This window comes from Paenibacillus yanchengensis (genome assembly GCF_042684845.1).
Taxonomy (GTDB): domain Bacteria; phylum Bacillota; class Bacilli; order Paenibacillales; family Paenibacillaceae; genus Pristimantibacillus; species Pristimantibacillus yanchengensis.
Window position 1 is genome coordinate 38,134 of sequence record NZ_JBHUMH010000003.1, and the last position, 14,858, is coordinate 52,991.

Sequence of the window (14,858 nt, forward strand, 5' to 3'; positions counted from 1 at the left end):
TTGCCGATGAAAATGTTTTTACTTAAGATAATTTATAAACTGAGAAATATGACATATGAAGCCGCAAGACTTCGTAACGATTATTGGAAGTAATGGAGCTGGGAAGTCGACGCTAATGAATATTATTTCTGGTGTGATGAAGCCAGATACCGGTGAAGTGAAAATAGCTGGTCAGTTAATTAGCCATCTACCAGAATATAAACGTAGTCGCTAGATCGGAAGAGTTTTTCAAGATCCAACGGCTGGAACAGCACCGCAAATGACAATTGAAGAAAAATTAGCAATGGCTTATGCGAGAAGGGAACAGCGGGGCTTTGCATTAGGTGTTAATAATAAGAAACGGAAATTGTTCAGAGAAAATTTGTCTCGATTAGGGATTGGATTAGAAAACAGACTGAATGCTAAAGTTGGATTGTTGTCAGGTGGAGAAAGACAGGCATTGAGTTTATTAATGGCAACATTTACAAAACCACAAATATTGTTACTAGATGAACATACTGCTGCGCTTGACCCAGCCCGTGCTGAACTGATCACACAGTTAACAGAGTCGATTGTAAAAGAAATGAAACTAACGACTTTAATGGTTACCCACAATATGGAACAAGCGATTCGACTTGGGAATCGATTAATTATGATGGACAAAGGTAGAATTATTCTGGTAGTTAATGACGAAAATAAGCAACAGTTATCGATAGAGCAATTATTAGGTGAATTCCAAAAGATAAGTGGTAAGAAAATGAGTAATGATCGAGTAGTGCTTGGTTAATTCAATATAGATGCTGTTTATGAAACTTTTCTAGTGATATCAGTAGAATGATACCTATATGAAAAGTAGATAAATAGCATTTCTTCTATTCTATTGACGAGAATAGAGCAGTATGAAAAAAAGTTTAAAAAATACTTGCAATTGCCTACTCATTCCGATATAATATTGACTGTTGGTCTGACGTTGCGATGATGTGAGAGGTTGCCGACACACCCGGTCCCTTTGCCATGGGACTGTGAAGGGTTTTCTCACGGAGTATGTCCGATAAAAAATTGGGCGATAGAAGGAGGGATTTATATGGCAAAGCAAAAGATTCGTATTCGCTTGAAAGCATACGATCATAGAATTCTTGACCAATCTGCTGAAAAGATTGTAGAAACTGCAAAACGTTCGGGTGCAGGTGTATCTGGACCGATTCCGTTGCCAACGGAAAAGCAAATCATCACAATTCTACGTGCGGTACACAAGTACAAAGATTCTCGGGAACAATTCGAAATGCGTACTCATAAACGTTTGATCGATATTGTTAATCCGACGCCGCAAACTGTAGATGCATTGATGCGTCTAGATCTGCCATCCGGTGTAGATATCGAGATTAAACTGTAAGAGGTATTACAAGCAAGGACATATTAAATAGAAGCTAGAGAAGAAACGAGGTGTCAACATGAAAGGTATCTTAGGTAAAAAACTAGGCATGACGCAAGTATTTACTCCGGAAGGTAATGTTATTCCGGTAACAGTTATCGAAGCTGGTCCTAACGTAGTTCTTCAAAAGAAAGACGTAGAGTCAGACGGATATGAAGCTGTACAACTTGGTTATGCTGATAAAAAAGAGAGTAGATCGAATAAGCCTGAGCAAGGACATGCGAAAAAGGCAAATTCGACTCCTAAGCGCTACGTTCGTGAAATTCGTGGCGTAAACCTGGCTGACTACGAAGTTGGTCAAGTGGTAAAAGCTGATCTGTTTGAAACAGGCGAATTCGTTGACGTAACAGGGGTTTCAAAAGGTAAAGGATTTGCGGGTGTTATTAAACGTTGGGGTCAAAGTACTGGACCAAACAGTCACGGTTCGCGTTATCACCGTGGTCCTGGTTCAATGGGTTCGATCCAAGCTAATCGTGTTCCAAAAGGTAAGAAATTGCCAGGACATATGGGTAATGAAACGGTAACGATCCAAGGTCTTGAAGTTATTCGCGTAGACGCTGAGCGTAACGTGATTCTTGTAAAAGGTTCAATTCCTGGACCTAAGAACGGATTTGTAAGAGTAAAAGAAACAATTAAGAAATAATTTTTACGTAGAAAGGAGGAACAAACATGCCTAAAGTTACAGTTTATAATGTGAGCGGATCACAAGTAGGTGAAATCGAACTATCCGAAAGTATTTTCGGAATCGAGCCGAATTCTCACGTTATGCATAGCGCAGTATTGCTTCAACAAGCTGCTGAGCGTATGGGAACTCACAAAACTAAAGTGCGCTCCGAAGTGCGCGGCGGTGGTCGTAAACCTTGGAAGCAAAAAGGAACAGGACGTGCTCGTCAGGGAAGTACACGCTCGCCACAATGGGTTGGAGGCGGAGTAGTATTCGGACCGACACCACGTACGTACGGTTTTAAATTACCAAAGAAAGTTCGTCGTCTAGCAATCAAATCTGCTTTGTCATCAAAAGTGATAGCTGGTGAATTGATCGTTTTGGATCAACTTGCAATGGCAGCGCCGAAGACAAAGGAATTTGCAAGTATTCTTGCAAACTTGAAAGCAGATCGCAAAGCATTAGTTGTAACAGCTCAATACGAAGATAATGTGGCACTATCTGCCCGCAATATTCCAGGTGTTAAGTTTGTTGCTGCTGAAGGCATTAATGTTCGTGATGTATTGCTTTACGATAAGCTGATTATTACTAAAGAAGCAGTCGAAAAAGTACAGGAGGTGCTTGTGTAATGAAAAATCCTCGCGATCTTATCAAGCGCCCGGTTATTACGGAACGTACAAGTGATTATATGGCAGAAAAACGCTACGTATTCGAAGTAGCACTAAATGCTAACAAAACTGAAATCAAAAATGCTATCGAGCAAATTTTTGGTGTAAAAGTAACCGGCGTTAACACAATGCGTGTAACGGGTAAGTTAAAACGTTATGGTAAACATAGCGGATATAGACCAAATTGGAAAAAAGCAATCGTTCAATTGAGCGATGACAGCAAAGAATTAGAATTCTTTGAAACGTCTGTGTAGAAAAGGAGGGAAATTAAGTGTCGATCAAAAAGTACAAACCATCATCTCCTGCTCGTCGTAACATGTCAGTTTCTACATTTGAAGAAATTACGACTAGCACTCCAGAGAAATCGTTGCTTGCTCCACTTCATAAAAAAGCTGGACGCAACAACCAAGGTAAAATTACAGTACGTCATCAAGGTGGCGGACACAAACGTCAATATCGTATTATTGACTTCAAACGTAACAAAGATGGTATTCCAGGAAAAGTTGCATCTATTGAGTATGACCCGAACCGTACATCTAATATTGCATTGATTCATTATGTTGATGGAGCAAAAGCATATATTATCGCACCTAAAGGTCTTAAAGTTGGCAACATGATAGAATCTGGTCCGAATTCTGATATTCAGATCGGTAATGCATTGCCACTTATCAACATTCCTGTCGGTACAGTTATCCACAATATTGAACTTAAACCAGGTGCAGGTGGACAACTAGTTCGTTCTGCTGGTACAGAAGCTCAATTGCTTGGTAAAGAAGGAATGTACGTTTCTATTCGTCTTAGTTCAGGTGAAGTACGTCGTATATTGAACACTTGCCGTGCAACGATTGGTGCTGTAGGTAACGGTGACCATGAATTGATTAAAATTGGTAAAGCTGGTCGTAGTCGCTGGCTAGGTAAACGTCCATCTGTTCGTGGATCTGTTATGAACCCGAATGATCACCCACACGGTGGTGGTGAAGGACGCGCGCCAATCGGTCGTAAGTCTCCTGTTTCGCCTTGGGGCAAGCCGACTCTTGGTTACAAGACTCGTCAGAAAAAGAAAGCATCAAGCCAATATATCATTCGTAGACGCACGAAGTAATAAAAGCTTGAAAACAAGCGCGTAGATATGGTGATTTTCATGTCATACCTGCTGTTGTTTTCGTGAAGGGAGGAACACACATGGGCCGCAGTTTGAAAAAAGGGCCGTTTGTAGACGGGCATCTTTTTAAAAAAGTTGAGGTTTTGAACGAAGGTAACAAGAAAGTTGTTATCAAAACGTGGTCTCGTCGCTCAACGATATTCCCGCAATTTATCGGTCATACATTTGCTGTTTATGATGGACGCAAACATGTACCGGTATATGTGACAGAAGATATGGTCGGACACAAGCTTGGTGAATTTGCACCAACTCGTACGTATAAAGGTCATGCAGGCGACGACAAAAAGACGGGCAGACGTTAATTGCCCGATAACATTTTTTAAAGCGAGAGGAGGTTCCCTACATGTCAGAAGCTAAAGCGCATGCTATGTTTATTCGCATCGCTCCTCGTAAAGCACAGTTAGTAGCGGATTTGATCCGTGGTAAGCAAGTAGCTGAAGCAATCGCAATTTTGCGCCATACGCCTAAAGCAGCTTCTCCAATCTTGGAAAAATTGCTTAACTCGGCTATTGCTAACGCTGAGCATAATTACCAATTGGATGTTAATAAGCTCGTGGTTTCTCAAGCATATGTAAACCAAGGGCCAACTATGAAACGTTTCCGTCCGCGAGCTATGGGTCGCGCTAGCCGGATAAATAAAAGAACCAGCCACATCACCTTGGCGGTATCAGAAAAATAAGGAGGGATAACGCGTGGGTCAAAAGGTAAATCCAGTCGGTCTGCGTATCGGGATTAATCGTGATTGGGAATCCAGATGGTACGCTGATAAGGACTTCGGTGATCTTCTTCTAGAAGATGTTAAGATTCGTGAATACCTGTTTAAAAAGCTGAAAGATGCTGCTGTATCTCGTGTTGAAATTGAGCGTGCAGCTAATCGCGTGAACGTTACTGTTCATACAGCTAAACCAGGTATTGTTATTGGTAGAGGCGGTTCAGAAGTAGAAAATCTACGTAATGAACTTGGAAAAATTACAAATGGCAAGAGAGTACACATCAACATTACTGAAATTAAACAAATTGATATGGATGCAACTTTGGTAGCAGAAAGTATTGCTCAGCAACTAGAGCGCCGTGTGTCATTCCGTCGTGCGCTTAAACAAGCGATTCAACGTTCGATTCGTGCAGGAGCAAAAGGAATCAAAACTGCAGTTAGTGGTCGTCTGGGCGGTGCGGAAATGGCACGTACAGAAGGATATAGCGAAGGTTCCGTTCCATTGCATACACTACGTGCTGATATTGATTATGGTACAGCGGAAGCACACACTACATTCGGTCTTATCGGTGTAAAAGTGTGGATCTACCGTGGTGAAATCCTTTCAGCGAAGAAGAAAGCTCCCCAGGAAGGAGGCAATTAATCATGTTGGTACCTAAACGTGTAAAGCACCGTAAACAACAACGCGGTCATATGAAAGGTCGTGCCAAAGGCGGCACAACAGTAACGTTTGGTGAGTATGGATTGCAGGCTCTAGAGCCAGCATGGATTACTAACCGCCAAATTGAAGCGGCACGTATTGCGATGACTCGTTATATCAAACGTGGCGGTAAAGTTTGGATCAAAATTTTCCCACATAAGCCAATAACACAAAAGCCTCTTGAAGTTCGTATGGGTAGTGGTAAAGGTAACGTGGAAAAATGGGTTTCTGTTGTAAAACCTGGTAAAATTATGTTTGAGCTTGCGGGTGTACCGGAAGAAATTGCTCGCGAAGCGCTTCGTCTAGCAGCTCACAAACTACCAGTAAAAACGAAGTTCGTGAAACGCGAAGAATTGGGTGGTGAAGCAAATGAAAGCTAGTGAAATTCGCAACCTAACCTCTGTTGAGATAGAACAAAAAATAGCTGGTTTTAAAGAAGAGCTTTTTAACCTTCGTTTTCAATTGGCAACCGGGCAACTTGATAATCCAACCCGGATTCGCGATGTACGTAAGGAAATAGCTCGTGCTAAAACCGTTTTGCGTGAAAGAGAACTTGGAATAAGTGGTTAATCCAACCAATATCCTTTATAGTTGTTCACGGAAAAAGGAAGGAGGAAGAACATGAGCGAACGCAATGCCCGTAAAGTTCAAATTGGCAAGGTAGTTAGTGACAAGATGGACAAAACGATTGTTGTTGCTGTTGAAACTTACAAAGAGCATCATTTGTACCACAAACGTATGCGTTATACGAAAAAGTACAAAGCGCATGATGAGAACAATCAAGCGAAGATTGGCGATACTGTGAAAATCATGGAAACTCGTCCACTTTCCAAAGACAAGCGTTTTAGACTTGTTGAGATTGTAGAATCAGCGATCGTTCTTTAATAATAGAGCCTTTTGGCCGACATAAGCAATTTGTTCCGAAAGGAGGACATCCGACATGATTCAACCATTTACAAGATTAAAAGTAGCTGATAACTCAGGTGCTAAAGAAGTAATGTGTATTCGTATACTAGGTGGTACTGGACGTCGTGCGGCTGCTATTGGTGATTTGATCGTTTGCTCCGTCAAACAAGCAACACCAGGGGGCGTTGTCAAAAAGGGTGACGTTGTAAGAGCTGTTATCGTTCGTACGAAAAGCTCGGTACGTCGTAAAGACGGTTCATATATTTCTTTTGATGAGAATGCAGCAGTTGTCGTTAAAGATGACAAGAGCCCTCGTGGTACTCGTATCTTTGGACCAGTTGCTCGTGAATTGCGTGATAAAGAGTTTATGAAAATCATATCACTAGCACCAGAAGTAATCTAAGAAATTCCATATAAGCTTGCATGCACAAGCGCGCAGGAGGTGTAACTCATGCCAAAGGTAAAAAAGCAAAAAGAATCGCATAACAATAAATTGCACGTGAAGAAGGATGACACAGTAATGATCATTACTGGAAAAGACAAAGGTAAAAAAGGTCGTGTCATCGCTGCATATCCTCGTGAAAACCGTGTTCTAATTGAAGGTGTTAATATGGTGAAAAAACATACTCGCCCTTCTCAGATGAACCAAGCGGGTGGAATAGTAGAGCAAGAAGCTCCAATTCACGTGTCAAACGTAATGCATATTGATCCGAAGAGCGGAAAAGTAACACGAATCGGATACAAAGTGCTTGACAATGGCAAAAAAGTTCGGGTCGCGAAGCGTTCCGGAGCAGTGATTGACTAATTGTACTGAACTGGAAAGGAGGTCAAACTTATGACAGCAAGACTGAAAGGTCGCTTTCTTAATGAAATTACTCCTGCTTTGATGCAGAAGTTTAATTATACAACGGTTATGCAAGTGCCGAAGGTTGAGAAAGTAGTAATCAATATGGGTATTGGTGAAGCAGTATCCAACTCAAAAGTACTTGATGTAGCAGTAGAGGAATTAAGCATTATCTCTGGTCAAAAACCAGTTGTAACTCGTGCTAAAAAATCTATTGCGGGCTTTAAATTGCGTGAGCAAATGCCAATCGGAGCGAAAGTTACACTACGTGGTGAACGTATGTACCATTTCCTAGATAAGCTATTCAACATTACGTTGCCGCGTGTACGTGACTTCCACGGTGTGTCTAACAAAGCATTTGACGGACGTGGAAACTATACACTTGGGCTTAAAGAGCAATTAATTTTCCCGGAAATCGAGTATGACAAAGTAGACAAAGTGCGTGGTATGGACATCGTTATCGTCACGACAGCACAAACTGACGAAGAATCTCGTGAATTGCTAGCCCAAATGGGTATGCCATTTGCGAAGTAATCCACTATTAGGAGGTGTAGAACCCAGTGGCAAAAACTTCGATGAAAGTTAAGCAACAACGTGCTCCAAAATTTAAGGTACGTGCTTATACACGTTGCGAACGTTGCGGCCGTCCTCACTCAGTGTTGCAGAAATTTAAAATTTGCCGGATTTGTTTCCGCGAATTAGCATATAAAGGCCAGATTCCTGGCGTTAAAAAAGCAAGCTGGTAATCAGCCTAGTTCGGGAAGGAGGTTAACACAATGGTTATGTCTGATCCGATTGCAGATATGTTGACACGCATCCGTAATGCGAATACAGTTCGCCATGAAACGGTAGAAATGCCTGCTTCTAAAATGAAGAAGCAAATTGCTGAAATCTTGAAGCGCGAGGGCTTTATTCGCGATGCAGAATATATCGAGGACAACAAACAAGGGATTATTCGTATTTTCTTAAAATACGGCCCGAACCAAGAGCGCGTAATTACAGGTTTGAAACGTATTTCCAAGCCAGGTCTACGCGTATATACTCAATCTACTGAAGTACCTCGAGTACTTGGTGGATTAGGAATTGCGATTATTTCGACATCCAAAGGAATTTTGACGGACAAAGAAGCTCGTCAAGGTAAATCCGGCGGAGAAGTCGTTTGCTACGTGTGGTAAGAAAGAAGTCAGAAAGTTTGGAGGTGTAACAATGTCTCGTATTGGTCGTAAACCGATTGCTGTCCCAGGTGGCGTAACGGTTAACTTGGATAACTTGGTACTTACAGTAAAAGGACCTAAGGGAACGCTAACTCGTCAGTTTCACAAAGAAGTTATTATCAAAGTGGAAGCTAATGAAATCGTAGTTGAGCGTCCTTCTGAAAATAAATTGCATCGCTCTTTGCATGGTACTACTCGCAGCCTTATTTCTAACATGGTCAACGGTGTAACCGAAGGATTTGCTAGAAATTTGGAGTTAGTAGGCGTTGGTTACCGTGCTAGTAAATCAGGAGACAAAATAGTGCTTAACGTTGGCTATTCTCATCCTGTTGAAATTACACCAGAGCCTGGTATCGAATTTGATGTTCCTTCAAATACGAAAATTACAGTTCGTGGAATTGACAAAGAGCGCGTAGGTGCTATGGCAGCTCAAATCCGTTCCGTACGTGAACCAGAACCTTACAAAGGTAAAGGTATTAAGTATGAAGGCGAACGTATTATTCGTAAAGAAGGTAAAGCTGGTAAGAAAAAATAAGTAGCCGCATGAGCGGACTATAGCTTGATATAGTATTATAAGGCACAAAGAAAGGAGGCAACCTGGTATGATTACGAAAGGCGATAAAAACAAGGCCCGTCTGAAAAGACGCCTGCGTGTTCGTAAAAAAATAAGTGGAACAGCTGCGCGTCCGCGTTTGTCTGTATTCCGTTCCTCCAAGCATATTTATGCACAAGTGATTGACGATGTTACTGGTGTAACATTAGTATCCGCATCAACCAAAGATAAGGAATTGAGCGGTGCTGTAAGCAATGGTGGAAATATTGAAGCGGCTGCCAAAGTAGGCGAATTGGTCGCAAAACGAGCTAAAGATAAAGGCGTAACCGAGATTGTATTCGATCGTGGCGGTTACTTGTATCATGGAAGAATTGCAGCACTAGCTACAGCAGCTCGCGAAGCTGGCTTGCAATTCTAATTATCTCTAAAAGGAGGTTTAATGACTTGCGTGTAGATCCTAATACGTTAGAACTAACTGAAAAAGTTGTAAATATTAATCGCGTTGCTAAAGTTGTTAAAGGTGGACGTCGTTTCAGCTTTAGCGCACTTGTAGTAGTTGGCGATGGCAAAGGCTACGTAGGCGCAGGGATCGGTAAAGCAAACGAAGTACCAGATGCGATTCGCAAAGGTATTGATGATGCTAAGAAAAACTTGATCCATGTACCACTTGTAGGAACAACAATTCCTCACCTTGTGCTAGGTCGTTTTGGAGCAGGAGAAGTTTTACTAAAACCTGCTCACGAAGGTACTGGAGTTATTGCTGGCGGTCCTGTTCGTGCAGTTCTTGAGCTAGCAGGTGTCGGCGACATCTTGACTAAATCGCTAGGTTCTTCGAACTCTATGAATATGGTTAACGCAACACTTGAAGGTTTGTCCCGCCTAAAACGTGCGGAAGAAGTTGCTAAACTTCGTGGAAAAACAGTCGAAGAGCTGCTAGGTTAAGGAGGGAATGACGATGGCAAAATTGCAGATCACCCTCGTTCGCAGCTTAATTGGACGCAACGAGAAACAACGTGCGACGGTTGAAGCACTAGGTCTTAAAAAAGCAAATCATTCCGTTGTTCAAAACGATAGCCCAGCTATCCGTGGAATGATTAATGTTGTCAGCCATTTGGTTAAAGTAGAAGAAGTACAATAAGTACAATAATAGATCGTTTTTCATGAATTCAATAAGGAGGTGCACGAACGATGAAATTGCATGAGTTAGCACCAGCACCTGGTTCTACCCAAGAAGCGAAACGTAAAGGTCGTGGAATGGGATCAGGAAATGGCAAGACGGCCGGTAGAGGGCATAAAGGTCAAAATGCACGCTCCGGTGGCGGCGTTCGTCCAGGCTTTGAGGGTGGACAGAACCCATTGTACCGTCGTTTGCCTAAACGAGGCTTCAACAATCCATTCCGCAAAGAATATGCGATTGTTAACATCGAGGAACTTAACAGCTTTCCTGCGGGTACTTTAGTAACACCTGAAGTACTTCTAGAGCAAGGGATTGTAAAAAATTCACTAGCCGGAATTAAAATTTTGGGCAATGGTGAAATTCAAGTAGCCCTCACTGTTAAAGCTAAGAAGTTTTCTCAATCAGCAGTAGAGAAAATCGAAGCTGCCGGCGGTAAAACCGAGGTGATTTAGTTGTTTAAAACCATATCAAATATATGGAAAGTTGCTGATCTTCGTACGCGAATTTTGTTTACACTATTTGTTTTATTAGTATATCGTATTGGTACCTTTATACCAGTACCTGGTGTAGATGCAGAAGTGTTGAAACAAGCGAATGAAATGAGCCAAAACATATTTGGTTTGCTCAATACATTTTCTGGTGGAGCGCTTTTCCAATTTTCTATTTTTGCAATAGGGATTACTCCTTATATTACGTCCTCAATTATAGTTCAACTATTGTCGATGGATGTTATTCCGAAGTTTTCTGAGTGGCAAAAAGAAGGAGAAGTTGGTAAAAAGAAGTTAGCTCAAATTACTCGTTACGGAACGGTAGTTCTAGCTTTAGTGCAAGGTTTTGCTACAGCGATTGGTTTTAATCGTATGTACACGTCACAAATGATCCCTAATGCTTCGTTTGTCGATTACTTAATTGTAGCGATTATACTTACAGCAGGTACTTCATTCTTGATGTGGCTAGGTGAGCAAATTACGGAAAAAGGAATCGGAAACGGTATTTCCGTTATCATTTTCGCGGCAATTGTATCTGGAATTCCAACGATGATTCAAACAATCGTAGAAGATCAATTTATTGCTGCAGATAATGTATTGTGGAATATCGGTAAGATGGTGCTTATATTATTAGTCGCTATTGGGATTGTAATAGGAGTCATCTTTATTCAGCAAGGTATACGTAAAATTCCAGTACAATATGCAAAGCGCGTTGTAGGACGCAAAATGTATGGTGGACAATCAACTCATATTCCAATGAAAGTTAACGGTGCAGGTGTTATTCCAGTAATCTTTGCATCAGCTTTAATTAGTTTCCCAATGACGATTGCTGGTTTTTGGCAAGGTGCTGGATGGGCAAACTGGATTATGGAAAACTTGAATATGTCTAAACCGCTTGGAATGGTACTTTTCGTCTTGCTAATTATCGGATTTACATTTTTCTACACGTTTGTACAAATTAATCCCGTGCAAATGGCAGATCAAATGAAGAAAAACGGCGGTTATATTCCAGGTATTCGACCAGGAAAACCAACTTCGTCATACTTAACTCGTGTACTTACACGTCTTACATTGACAGGTGCTGTATTTTTAGCTTTGATTTCTGTCTTGCCAGTATTCCTTGGTGCTATTGCAGGGTTGCCGGATTCTGTACAATTGGGCGGTACCTCATTGCTTATCGTTGTCGGGGTTGCACTTGATACGATGAAGCAAATCGAAACTCAGTTGATTAAACGCCATTACAAAGGGTTTATCAATAAATAAAATAGGTAGTGATCGGGCGGCCGTTTGCTTCGACTAAGTTTTTCGGTGCCCGTTTGAGCCTATTATATATAAAGTGAGGAACATGATAATGAATGTATTAATTATGGGTCCTCCAGGGGCCGGTAAAGGTACACAAGCTGAAAAAATTGTGCAAGAGTTCGGTATTCCGCATATATCCACAGGAGACGCGTTTCGTTTGGCAATGAAAGAAGGAACAGAGCTTGGTCAAAAAGCGAAAGCGTTCGTTGATCAAGGTTTACTCGTTCCCGATGAAATTACAAACGGAATTGTGAAAGAGCGACTTGCACTTGCAGATTGTGAAAAAGGTTTCTTATTGGATGGTTTTCCAAGAACAATACAACAAGCTGAAACGCTTGATGGTATATTGCAAGAACTTGGCAAGAAAATTGACCATGTTGTCGATTTAAAGGTTGATCGTGGGTTTCTGCTTGCCCGTCTAACAGGCAGACGTCTCTGTAAAACTTGCGGAGCAACTTATCATGTAATGTTCAATCCTCCCCAAATGGAAGGCATTTGCGATAAAGATGGTGAGGAACTGTATCAACGTTCGGATGATACAGAAGCGAAAGTAGGAACTAGATTAGATGAGTACACATCTAAAACTGCTCCTTTGCTTGCATATTATAGTGAAAAAGGCTTGTTGCGCGAAGTCAATGGTGAGAAGGATATTGATGCGGTAACGATAGATATCATTTCTTGCTTGAGAGGTTCATTGTAATGATTATATGCAAATCTCAGTCTGAGCTAGCATATATGAGGGAAGCTGGACGTATTGTAGCTATGACGCATCAACTGATGCAACAGGCGATTACACCGGGTGTCACGACAGCCGAGCTTGATAAGATAGCAGAAGACTTTATTACAAGTCAAAACGCTATCCCCTCTTTCAAAGGTTACAATGGTTTTCCTTTCAGTATATGTGCTTCAGTAAATGATGAACTAGTACATGGCTTCCCAGGTTCTCGCAAGTTAAAAGAAGGTGACATCATTAGTTTGGACATCGGAGCGCAATATGAAGGATATCATGGAGATTCTGCTTGGACTTATCCAGTTGGATTAGTAAGTGATGAAGTGCAGAAGTTACTTGAAGTAACGGAGCAATCTTTGTATGCCGGTTTAGCATTAGTGAAACCAGATGTTCGTCTATATACGATATCACATGCCATTCAACAAGTTGCAGAGGAAGCTGGTTTTTCTATTGTACGGGAGTATGTTGGACATGGAATTGGTCAAGAACTACATGAAGAACCACAAATTCCTAACTACGGTATTCCAGATCGAGGACCGCGTCTAAAGCCAGGGATGGTACTTGCCATCGAGCCGATGGTTAATATCGGTGAACGGTATGTCAGAACGCTCGAAGATAATTGGACAGTTGTAACACAGGACGGCTCATGGTGCGCTCATTTCGAGCATACCGTTGCTGTAACAAAGGACGGCTTTGAAATTTTGACTATGTTGCCGAAGGACTCGTAATGGTCAAAACGCTTGTTGCAAATGCAGCAATTCCGCACATCGGTCAACTTGTCAAAGTGCTTCGTGGCAAGGATGAAAACAGCTATGCCGTTGTTATAGCTATTGTCGATGACAAATTTGTTATGATTGTAGACGGTAATAAGCGAAGGTTTGATCAGCCGAAGAAAAAAAACGTTCTGCATCTTGAGTTACTGCCTGTCATTAGTCAAGAGGTAACAAGCAGCTTGCTGGAAACAGGCAGGGTGACCAATGCCAAGTTACGTTATGTGATTCAGAAGTACACGTATTCGAAAGGAGAATGACGGTGGCTAAGGAAGACGTCATTGAGGTCGAAGGTACGGTTATTGAGCCGTTGCCGAATGCCATGTTCAAGGTGGAGCTGGAGAACGGACATCAGATTCTCGCACATGTATCCGGAAAGCTTAGAATGCACTATATTCGTATTCTAACAGGAGACAAAGTGGTTATACAGTTATCGCCTTATGATTTATCAAGAGGGCGCATCACCTATCGGAAGTAAATGGCTGGAAGTTATTTACTAACGAGAGATTCGGGAGGTAATCACAATGAAGGTTAGACCTTCGGTTAAGCCAATTTGCGAAAAATGTAAAGTTATTCGTCGCAAGGGCAATGTAATGGTTATTTGTGAAAATCCGAGACACAAACAAAAACAAGGGTAAAGGAGGTAATCGTCCATGGCACGTATAGCTGGTGTAGATATTCCGCGCGATAAGCGCGTTGAAATCGCCCTGACGTACATTTTTGGAATCGGCAAGAAAACTGCTCAAAAAGTACTTGCTGAATCAGATATTAATGCTGATACTCGCGTTCGTGATTTGACGGAAGATGAACTATCTCGTCTGCGCGAAACGATTGATAAAACTGTTAAAGTGGAAGGCGACTTGCGTCGTGAAGTTTCACTGAATATTAAACGTCTAACTGAGATCGGCTGCTACCGTGGTCTTCGTCATCGTCGTGGATTGCCTGTTCGTGGGCAACGTACAAAGACAAATGCGCGCACGCGCAAAGGACCTCGTCGCACAGTGGCTAACAAGAAGAAATAAGAAGGGAGGATAATGGACAATGGCTAAAGGAAAAAAAGTCGTTCGTACGAAGCGTCGTGACCGGAAAAATATTGACACTGGCGTTGCACATATTCGTTCAACGTTTAACAATACAATTGTGACGATTACAGATCCACATGGAAATGCTATTTCGTGGGCTAGTTCAGGTAACCTTGGTTTCAAAGGTTCTCGTAAAAGCACACCTTTTGCAGCTCAAATGGCTGCAGAAACAGCAGCAAAAGCAGCGATGGAGCATGGCATGAGAACTGTTGAAGTTATGGTTAAAGGGCCGGGTGCTGGTCGTGAGGCAGCAATTCGTTCGCTTCAAGCAGCCGGATTGGAAGTTAACCTCATCAAGGATGTAACCCCAGTTCCGCATAATGGATGCCGTCCACCGAAACGTCGTCGCGTATAGCTTATTCCTTAGGTGGTATCAAATAACCAGAACTTGTGAATAATGATTGTGAAGGTTTGGCATACTACTAGGTTTAACAAAAGATCGACAGGTATCACGGAGTGACGTTTGAAGGAGGGT

At 41.9% G+C, this 14,858-nt stretch carries 29 protein-coding genes and 1 pseudogene; all 30 read left to right on the forward strand.

Annotated elements, in window-relative coordinates; all coding sequences use genetic code 11:
* Nucleotides 1-55 precede the first annotated feature (55 nt).
* Nucleotides 56-766, forward strand: a pseudogene (locus ACFSTH_RS00415) (ABC transporter ATP-binding protein); the annotation flags it as partial.
* A 297-nt stretch (nucleotides 767-1,063) separates the two neighbouring features.
* On the forward strand, nucleotides 1,064-1,372 hold the full coding sequence (gene rpsJ, locus ACFSTH_RS00420) for a 30S ribosomal protein S10 (protein ID WP_005544556.1): 309 nt from the start codon (nucleotides 1,064-1,066) through the stop codon (nucleotides 1,370-1,372).
* 58 nt (nucleotides 1,373-1,430) lie between these two features.
* Nucleotides 1,431-2,054 carry a 50S ribosomal protein L3 gene (gene rplC / locus ACFSTH_RS00425; protein WP_377770048.1) on the forward strand — a complete coding sequence of 208 codons (624 nt, stop codon included), beginning with the start codon at nucleotides 1,431-1,433 and terminating at the stop codon, nucleotides 2,052-2,054.
* A 26-nt stretch (nucleotides 2,055-2,080) separates the two neighbouring features.
* On the forward strand, nucleotides 2,081-2,704 hold the full coding sequence (gene rplD / locus ACFSTH_RS00430) for a 50S ribosomal protein L4 (RefSeq protein ID WP_377770049.1): 624 nt from the start codon (nucleotides 2,081-2,083) through the stop codon (nucleotides 2,702-2,704).
* The gene (rplW, locus tag ACFSTH_RS00435) at nucleotides 2,704-2,997 is read left to right on the forward strand and encodes a 50S ribosomal protein L23 (protein WP_377770050.1); all 294 of its coding nucleotides are present in this window, start codon (nucleotides 2,704-2,706) and stop codon (nucleotides 2,995-2,997) included. Before rplD ends, rplW begins: the two co-directional genes overlap by 1 nt.
* 17 nt (nucleotides 2,998-3,014) lie before the next feature.
* Nucleotides 3,015-3,845: a 50S ribosomal protein L2 gene (rplB, locus tag ACFSTH_RS00440; RefSeq protein WP_377770051.1), complete on the forward strand. Its 831-nt coding sequence runs from the start codon at nucleotides 3,015-3,017 to the stop codon at nucleotides 3,843-3,845.
* A gap of 80 nt (nucleotides 3,846-3,925) precedes the next feature.
* Complete coding sequence (rpsS, locus tag ACFSTH_RS00445) at nucleotides 3,926-4,207, forward strand: 30S ribosomal protein S19 (RefSeq protein WP_377770052.1); 282 nt, start codon at nucleotides 3,926-3,928, stop codon at nucleotides 4,205-4,207.
* 41 nt (nucleotides 4,208-4,248) lie between these two features.
* Nucleotides 4,249-4,584 carry a 50S ribosomal protein L22 gene (rplV, locus tag ACFSTH_RS00450; protein WP_377770053.1) on the forward strand — a complete coding sequence of 112 codons (336 nt, stop codon included), beginning with the start codon at nucleotides 4,249-4,251 and terminating at the stop codon, nucleotides 4,582-4,584.
* Nucleotides 4,585-4,597: 13 nt separating this feature from the next.
* Nucleotides 4,598-5,260: a 30S ribosomal protein S3 gene (rpsC, locus tag ACFSTH_RS00455; RefSeq protein WP_377770054.1), complete on the forward strand. Its 663-nt coding sequence runs from the start codon at nucleotides 4,598-4,600 to the stop codon at nucleotides 5,258-5,260.
* Nucleotides 5,261-5,262: 2 nt separating this feature from the next.
* Nucleotides 5,263-5,697 carry a 50S ribosomal protein L16 gene (gene rplP / locus ACFSTH_RS00460; protein ID WP_377770055.1) on the forward strand — a complete coding sequence of 145 codons (435 nt, stop codon included), beginning with the start codon at nucleotides 5,263-5,265 and terminating at the stop codon, nucleotides 5,695-5,697.
* Nucleotides 5,687-5,887, forward strand: a complete 201-nt coding sequence (gene rpmC / locus ACFSTH_RS00465; protein WP_377770056.1) for a 50S ribosomal protein L29 — start codon at nucleotides 5,687-5,689, stop codon at nucleotides 5,885-5,887. The genes rplP and rpmC overlap by 11 nt, the downstream gene beginning before the upstream one ends.
* Nucleotides 5,888-5,938: 51 nt before the next feature.
* Entirely contained in the window at nucleotides 5,939-6,202 is a 264-nt protein-coding gene (rpsQ, locus tag ACFSTH_RS00470) for a 30S ribosomal protein S17 (RefSeq protein WP_377770057.1), read from the forward strand.
* A 55-nt stretch (nucleotides 6,203-6,257) separates the two neighbouring features.
* The gene (rplN, locus tag ACFSTH_RS00475) at nucleotides 6,258-6,626 is read left to right on the forward strand and encodes a 50S ribosomal protein L14 (protein WP_377770058.1); all 369 of its coding nucleotides are present in this window, start codon (nucleotides 6,258-6,260) and stop codon (nucleotides 6,624-6,626) included.
* Between the two features lie 48 nt (nucleotides 6,627-6,674).
* The gene (rplX, locus tag ACFSTH_RS00480; RefSeq protein WP_377770059.1) at nucleotides 6,675-7,028 is read left to right on the forward strand and encodes a 50S ribosomal protein L24; all 354 of its coding nucleotides are present in this window, start codon (nucleotides 6,675-6,677) and stop codon (nucleotides 7,026-7,028) included.
* A gap of 30 nt (nucleotides 7,029-7,058) precedes the next feature.
* Nucleotides 7,059-7,601, forward strand: a complete 543-nt coding sequence (gene rplE / locus ACFSTH_RS00485) for a 50S ribosomal protein L5 (RefSeq protein ID WP_377770060.1) — start codon at nucleotides 7,059-7,061, stop codon at nucleotides 7,599-7,601.
* Nucleotides 7,602-7,627: 26 nt separating this feature from the next.
* Nucleotides 7,628-7,813 (forward strand): type Z 30S ribosomal protein S14, encoded by a 186-nt coding sequence (locus ACFSTH_RS00490; RefSeq protein ID WP_010348808.1) that lies wholly within the window; start codon nucleotides 7,628-7,630, stop codon nucleotides 7,811-7,813.
* Between the two features lie 30 nt (nucleotides 7,814-7,843).
* The gene (rpsH, locus tag ACFSTH_RS00495; protein WP_377770061.1) at nucleotides 7,844-8,242 is read left to right on the forward strand and encodes a 30S ribosomal protein S8; all 399 of its coding nucleotides are present in this window, start codon (nucleotides 7,844-7,846) and stop codon (nucleotides 8,240-8,242) included.
* Between the two features lie 31 nt (nucleotides 8,243-8,273).
* On the forward strand, nucleotides 8,274-8,816 hold the full coding sequence (gene rplF, locus ACFSTH_RS00500; RefSeq protein WP_377770062.1) for a 50S ribosomal protein L6: 543 nt from the start codon (nucleotides 8,274-8,276) through the stop codon (nucleotides 8,814-8,816).
* A 67-nt stretch (nucleotides 8,817-8,883) separates the two neighbouring features.
* Nucleotides 8,884-9,252, forward strand: coding sequence for a 50S ribosomal protein L18 (rplR, locus tag ACFSTH_RS00505; protein ID WP_377770063.1), 369 nt, complete (start codon nucleotides 8,884-8,886; stop codon nucleotides 9,250-9,252).
* Between the two features lie 26 nt (nucleotides 9,253-9,278).
* Nucleotides 9,279-9,776: a 30S ribosomal protein S5 gene (gene rpsE, locus ACFSTH_RS00510; RefSeq protein WP_377770064.1), complete on the forward strand. Its 498-nt coding sequence runs from the start codon at nucleotides 9,279-9,281 to the stop codon at nucleotides 9,774-9,776.
* A 13-nt stretch (nucleotides 9,777-9,789) separates the two neighbouring features.
* Nucleotides 9,790-9,972: a 50S ribosomal protein L30 gene (rpmD, locus tag ACFSTH_RS00515; RefSeq protein WP_377770065.1), complete on the forward strand. Its 183-nt coding sequence runs from the start codon at nucleotides 9,790-9,792 to the stop codon at nucleotides 9,970-9,972.
* A 50-nt stretch (nucleotides 9,973-10,022) separates the two neighbouring features.
* Nucleotides 10,023-10,463: a 50S ribosomal protein L15 gene (rplO, locus tag ACFSTH_RS00520; protein WP_377770066.1), complete on the forward strand. Its 441-nt coding sequence runs from the start codon at nucleotides 10,023-10,025 to the stop codon at nucleotides 10,461-10,463.
* Nucleotides 10,464-11,762, forward strand: a complete 1,299-nt coding sequence (gene secY, locus ACFSTH_RS00525; protein WP_377770067.1) for a preprotein translocase subunit SecY — start codon at nucleotides 10,464-10,466, stop codon at nucleotides 11,760-11,762. It begins immediately after the preceding gene.
* Nucleotides 11,763-11,850: 88 nt separating this feature from the next.
* Complete coding sequence (locus tag ACFSTH_RS00530) at nucleotides 11,851-12,501, forward strand: adenylate kinase (protein WP_377770068.1); 651 nt, start codon at nucleotides 11,851-11,853, stop codon at nucleotides 12,499-12,501.
* Nucleotides 12,501-13,259 (forward strand): type I methionyl aminopeptidase, encoded by a 759-nt coding sequence (gene map / locus ACFSTH_RS00535; protein ID WP_377770069.1) that lies wholly within the window; start codon nucleotides 12,501-12,503, stop codon nucleotides 13,257-13,259. Before ACFSTH_RS00530 ends, map begins: the two co-directional genes overlap by 1 nt.
* Complete coding sequence (locus ACFSTH_RS00540) at nucleotides 13,259-13,561, forward strand: hypothetical protein (protein ID WP_377770070.1); 303 nt, start codon at nucleotides 13,259-13,261, stop codon at nucleotides 13,559-13,561. Before map ends, ACFSTH_RS00540 begins: the two co-directional genes overlap by 1 nt.
* Nucleotides 13,562-13,563: 2 nt before the next feature.
* Complete coding sequence (infA, locus tag ACFSTH_RS00545; RefSeq protein WP_377770071.1) at nucleotides 13,564-13,779, forward strand: translation initiation factor IF-1; 216 nt, start codon at nucleotides 13,564-13,566, stop codon at nucleotides 13,777-13,779.
* 46 nt (nucleotides 13,780-13,825) lie between these two features.
* Entirely contained in the window at nucleotides 13,826-13,939 is a 114-nt protein-coding gene (gene rpmJ / locus ACFSTH_RS00550; protein WP_015253313.1) for a 50S ribosomal protein L36, read from the forward strand.
* A gap of 15 nt (nucleotides 13,940-13,954) precedes the next feature.
* Nucleotides 13,955-14,323 (forward strand): 30S ribosomal protein S13, encoded by a 369-nt coding sequence (gene rpsM, locus ACFSTH_RS00555; RefSeq protein WP_377770072.1) that lies wholly within the window; start codon nucleotides 13,955-13,957, stop codon nucleotides 14,321-14,323.
* A gap of 19 nt (nucleotides 14,324-14,342) precedes the next feature.
* Nucleotides 14,343-14,738: a 30S ribosomal protein S11 gene (rpsK, locus tag ACFSTH_RS00560; RefSeq protein ID WP_377770073.1), complete on the forward strand. Its 396-nt coding sequence runs from the start codon at nucleotides 14,343-14,345 to the stop codon at nucleotides 14,736-14,738.
* The last annotated feature ends 120 nt before the right edge of the window (nucleotides 14,739-14,858 follow it).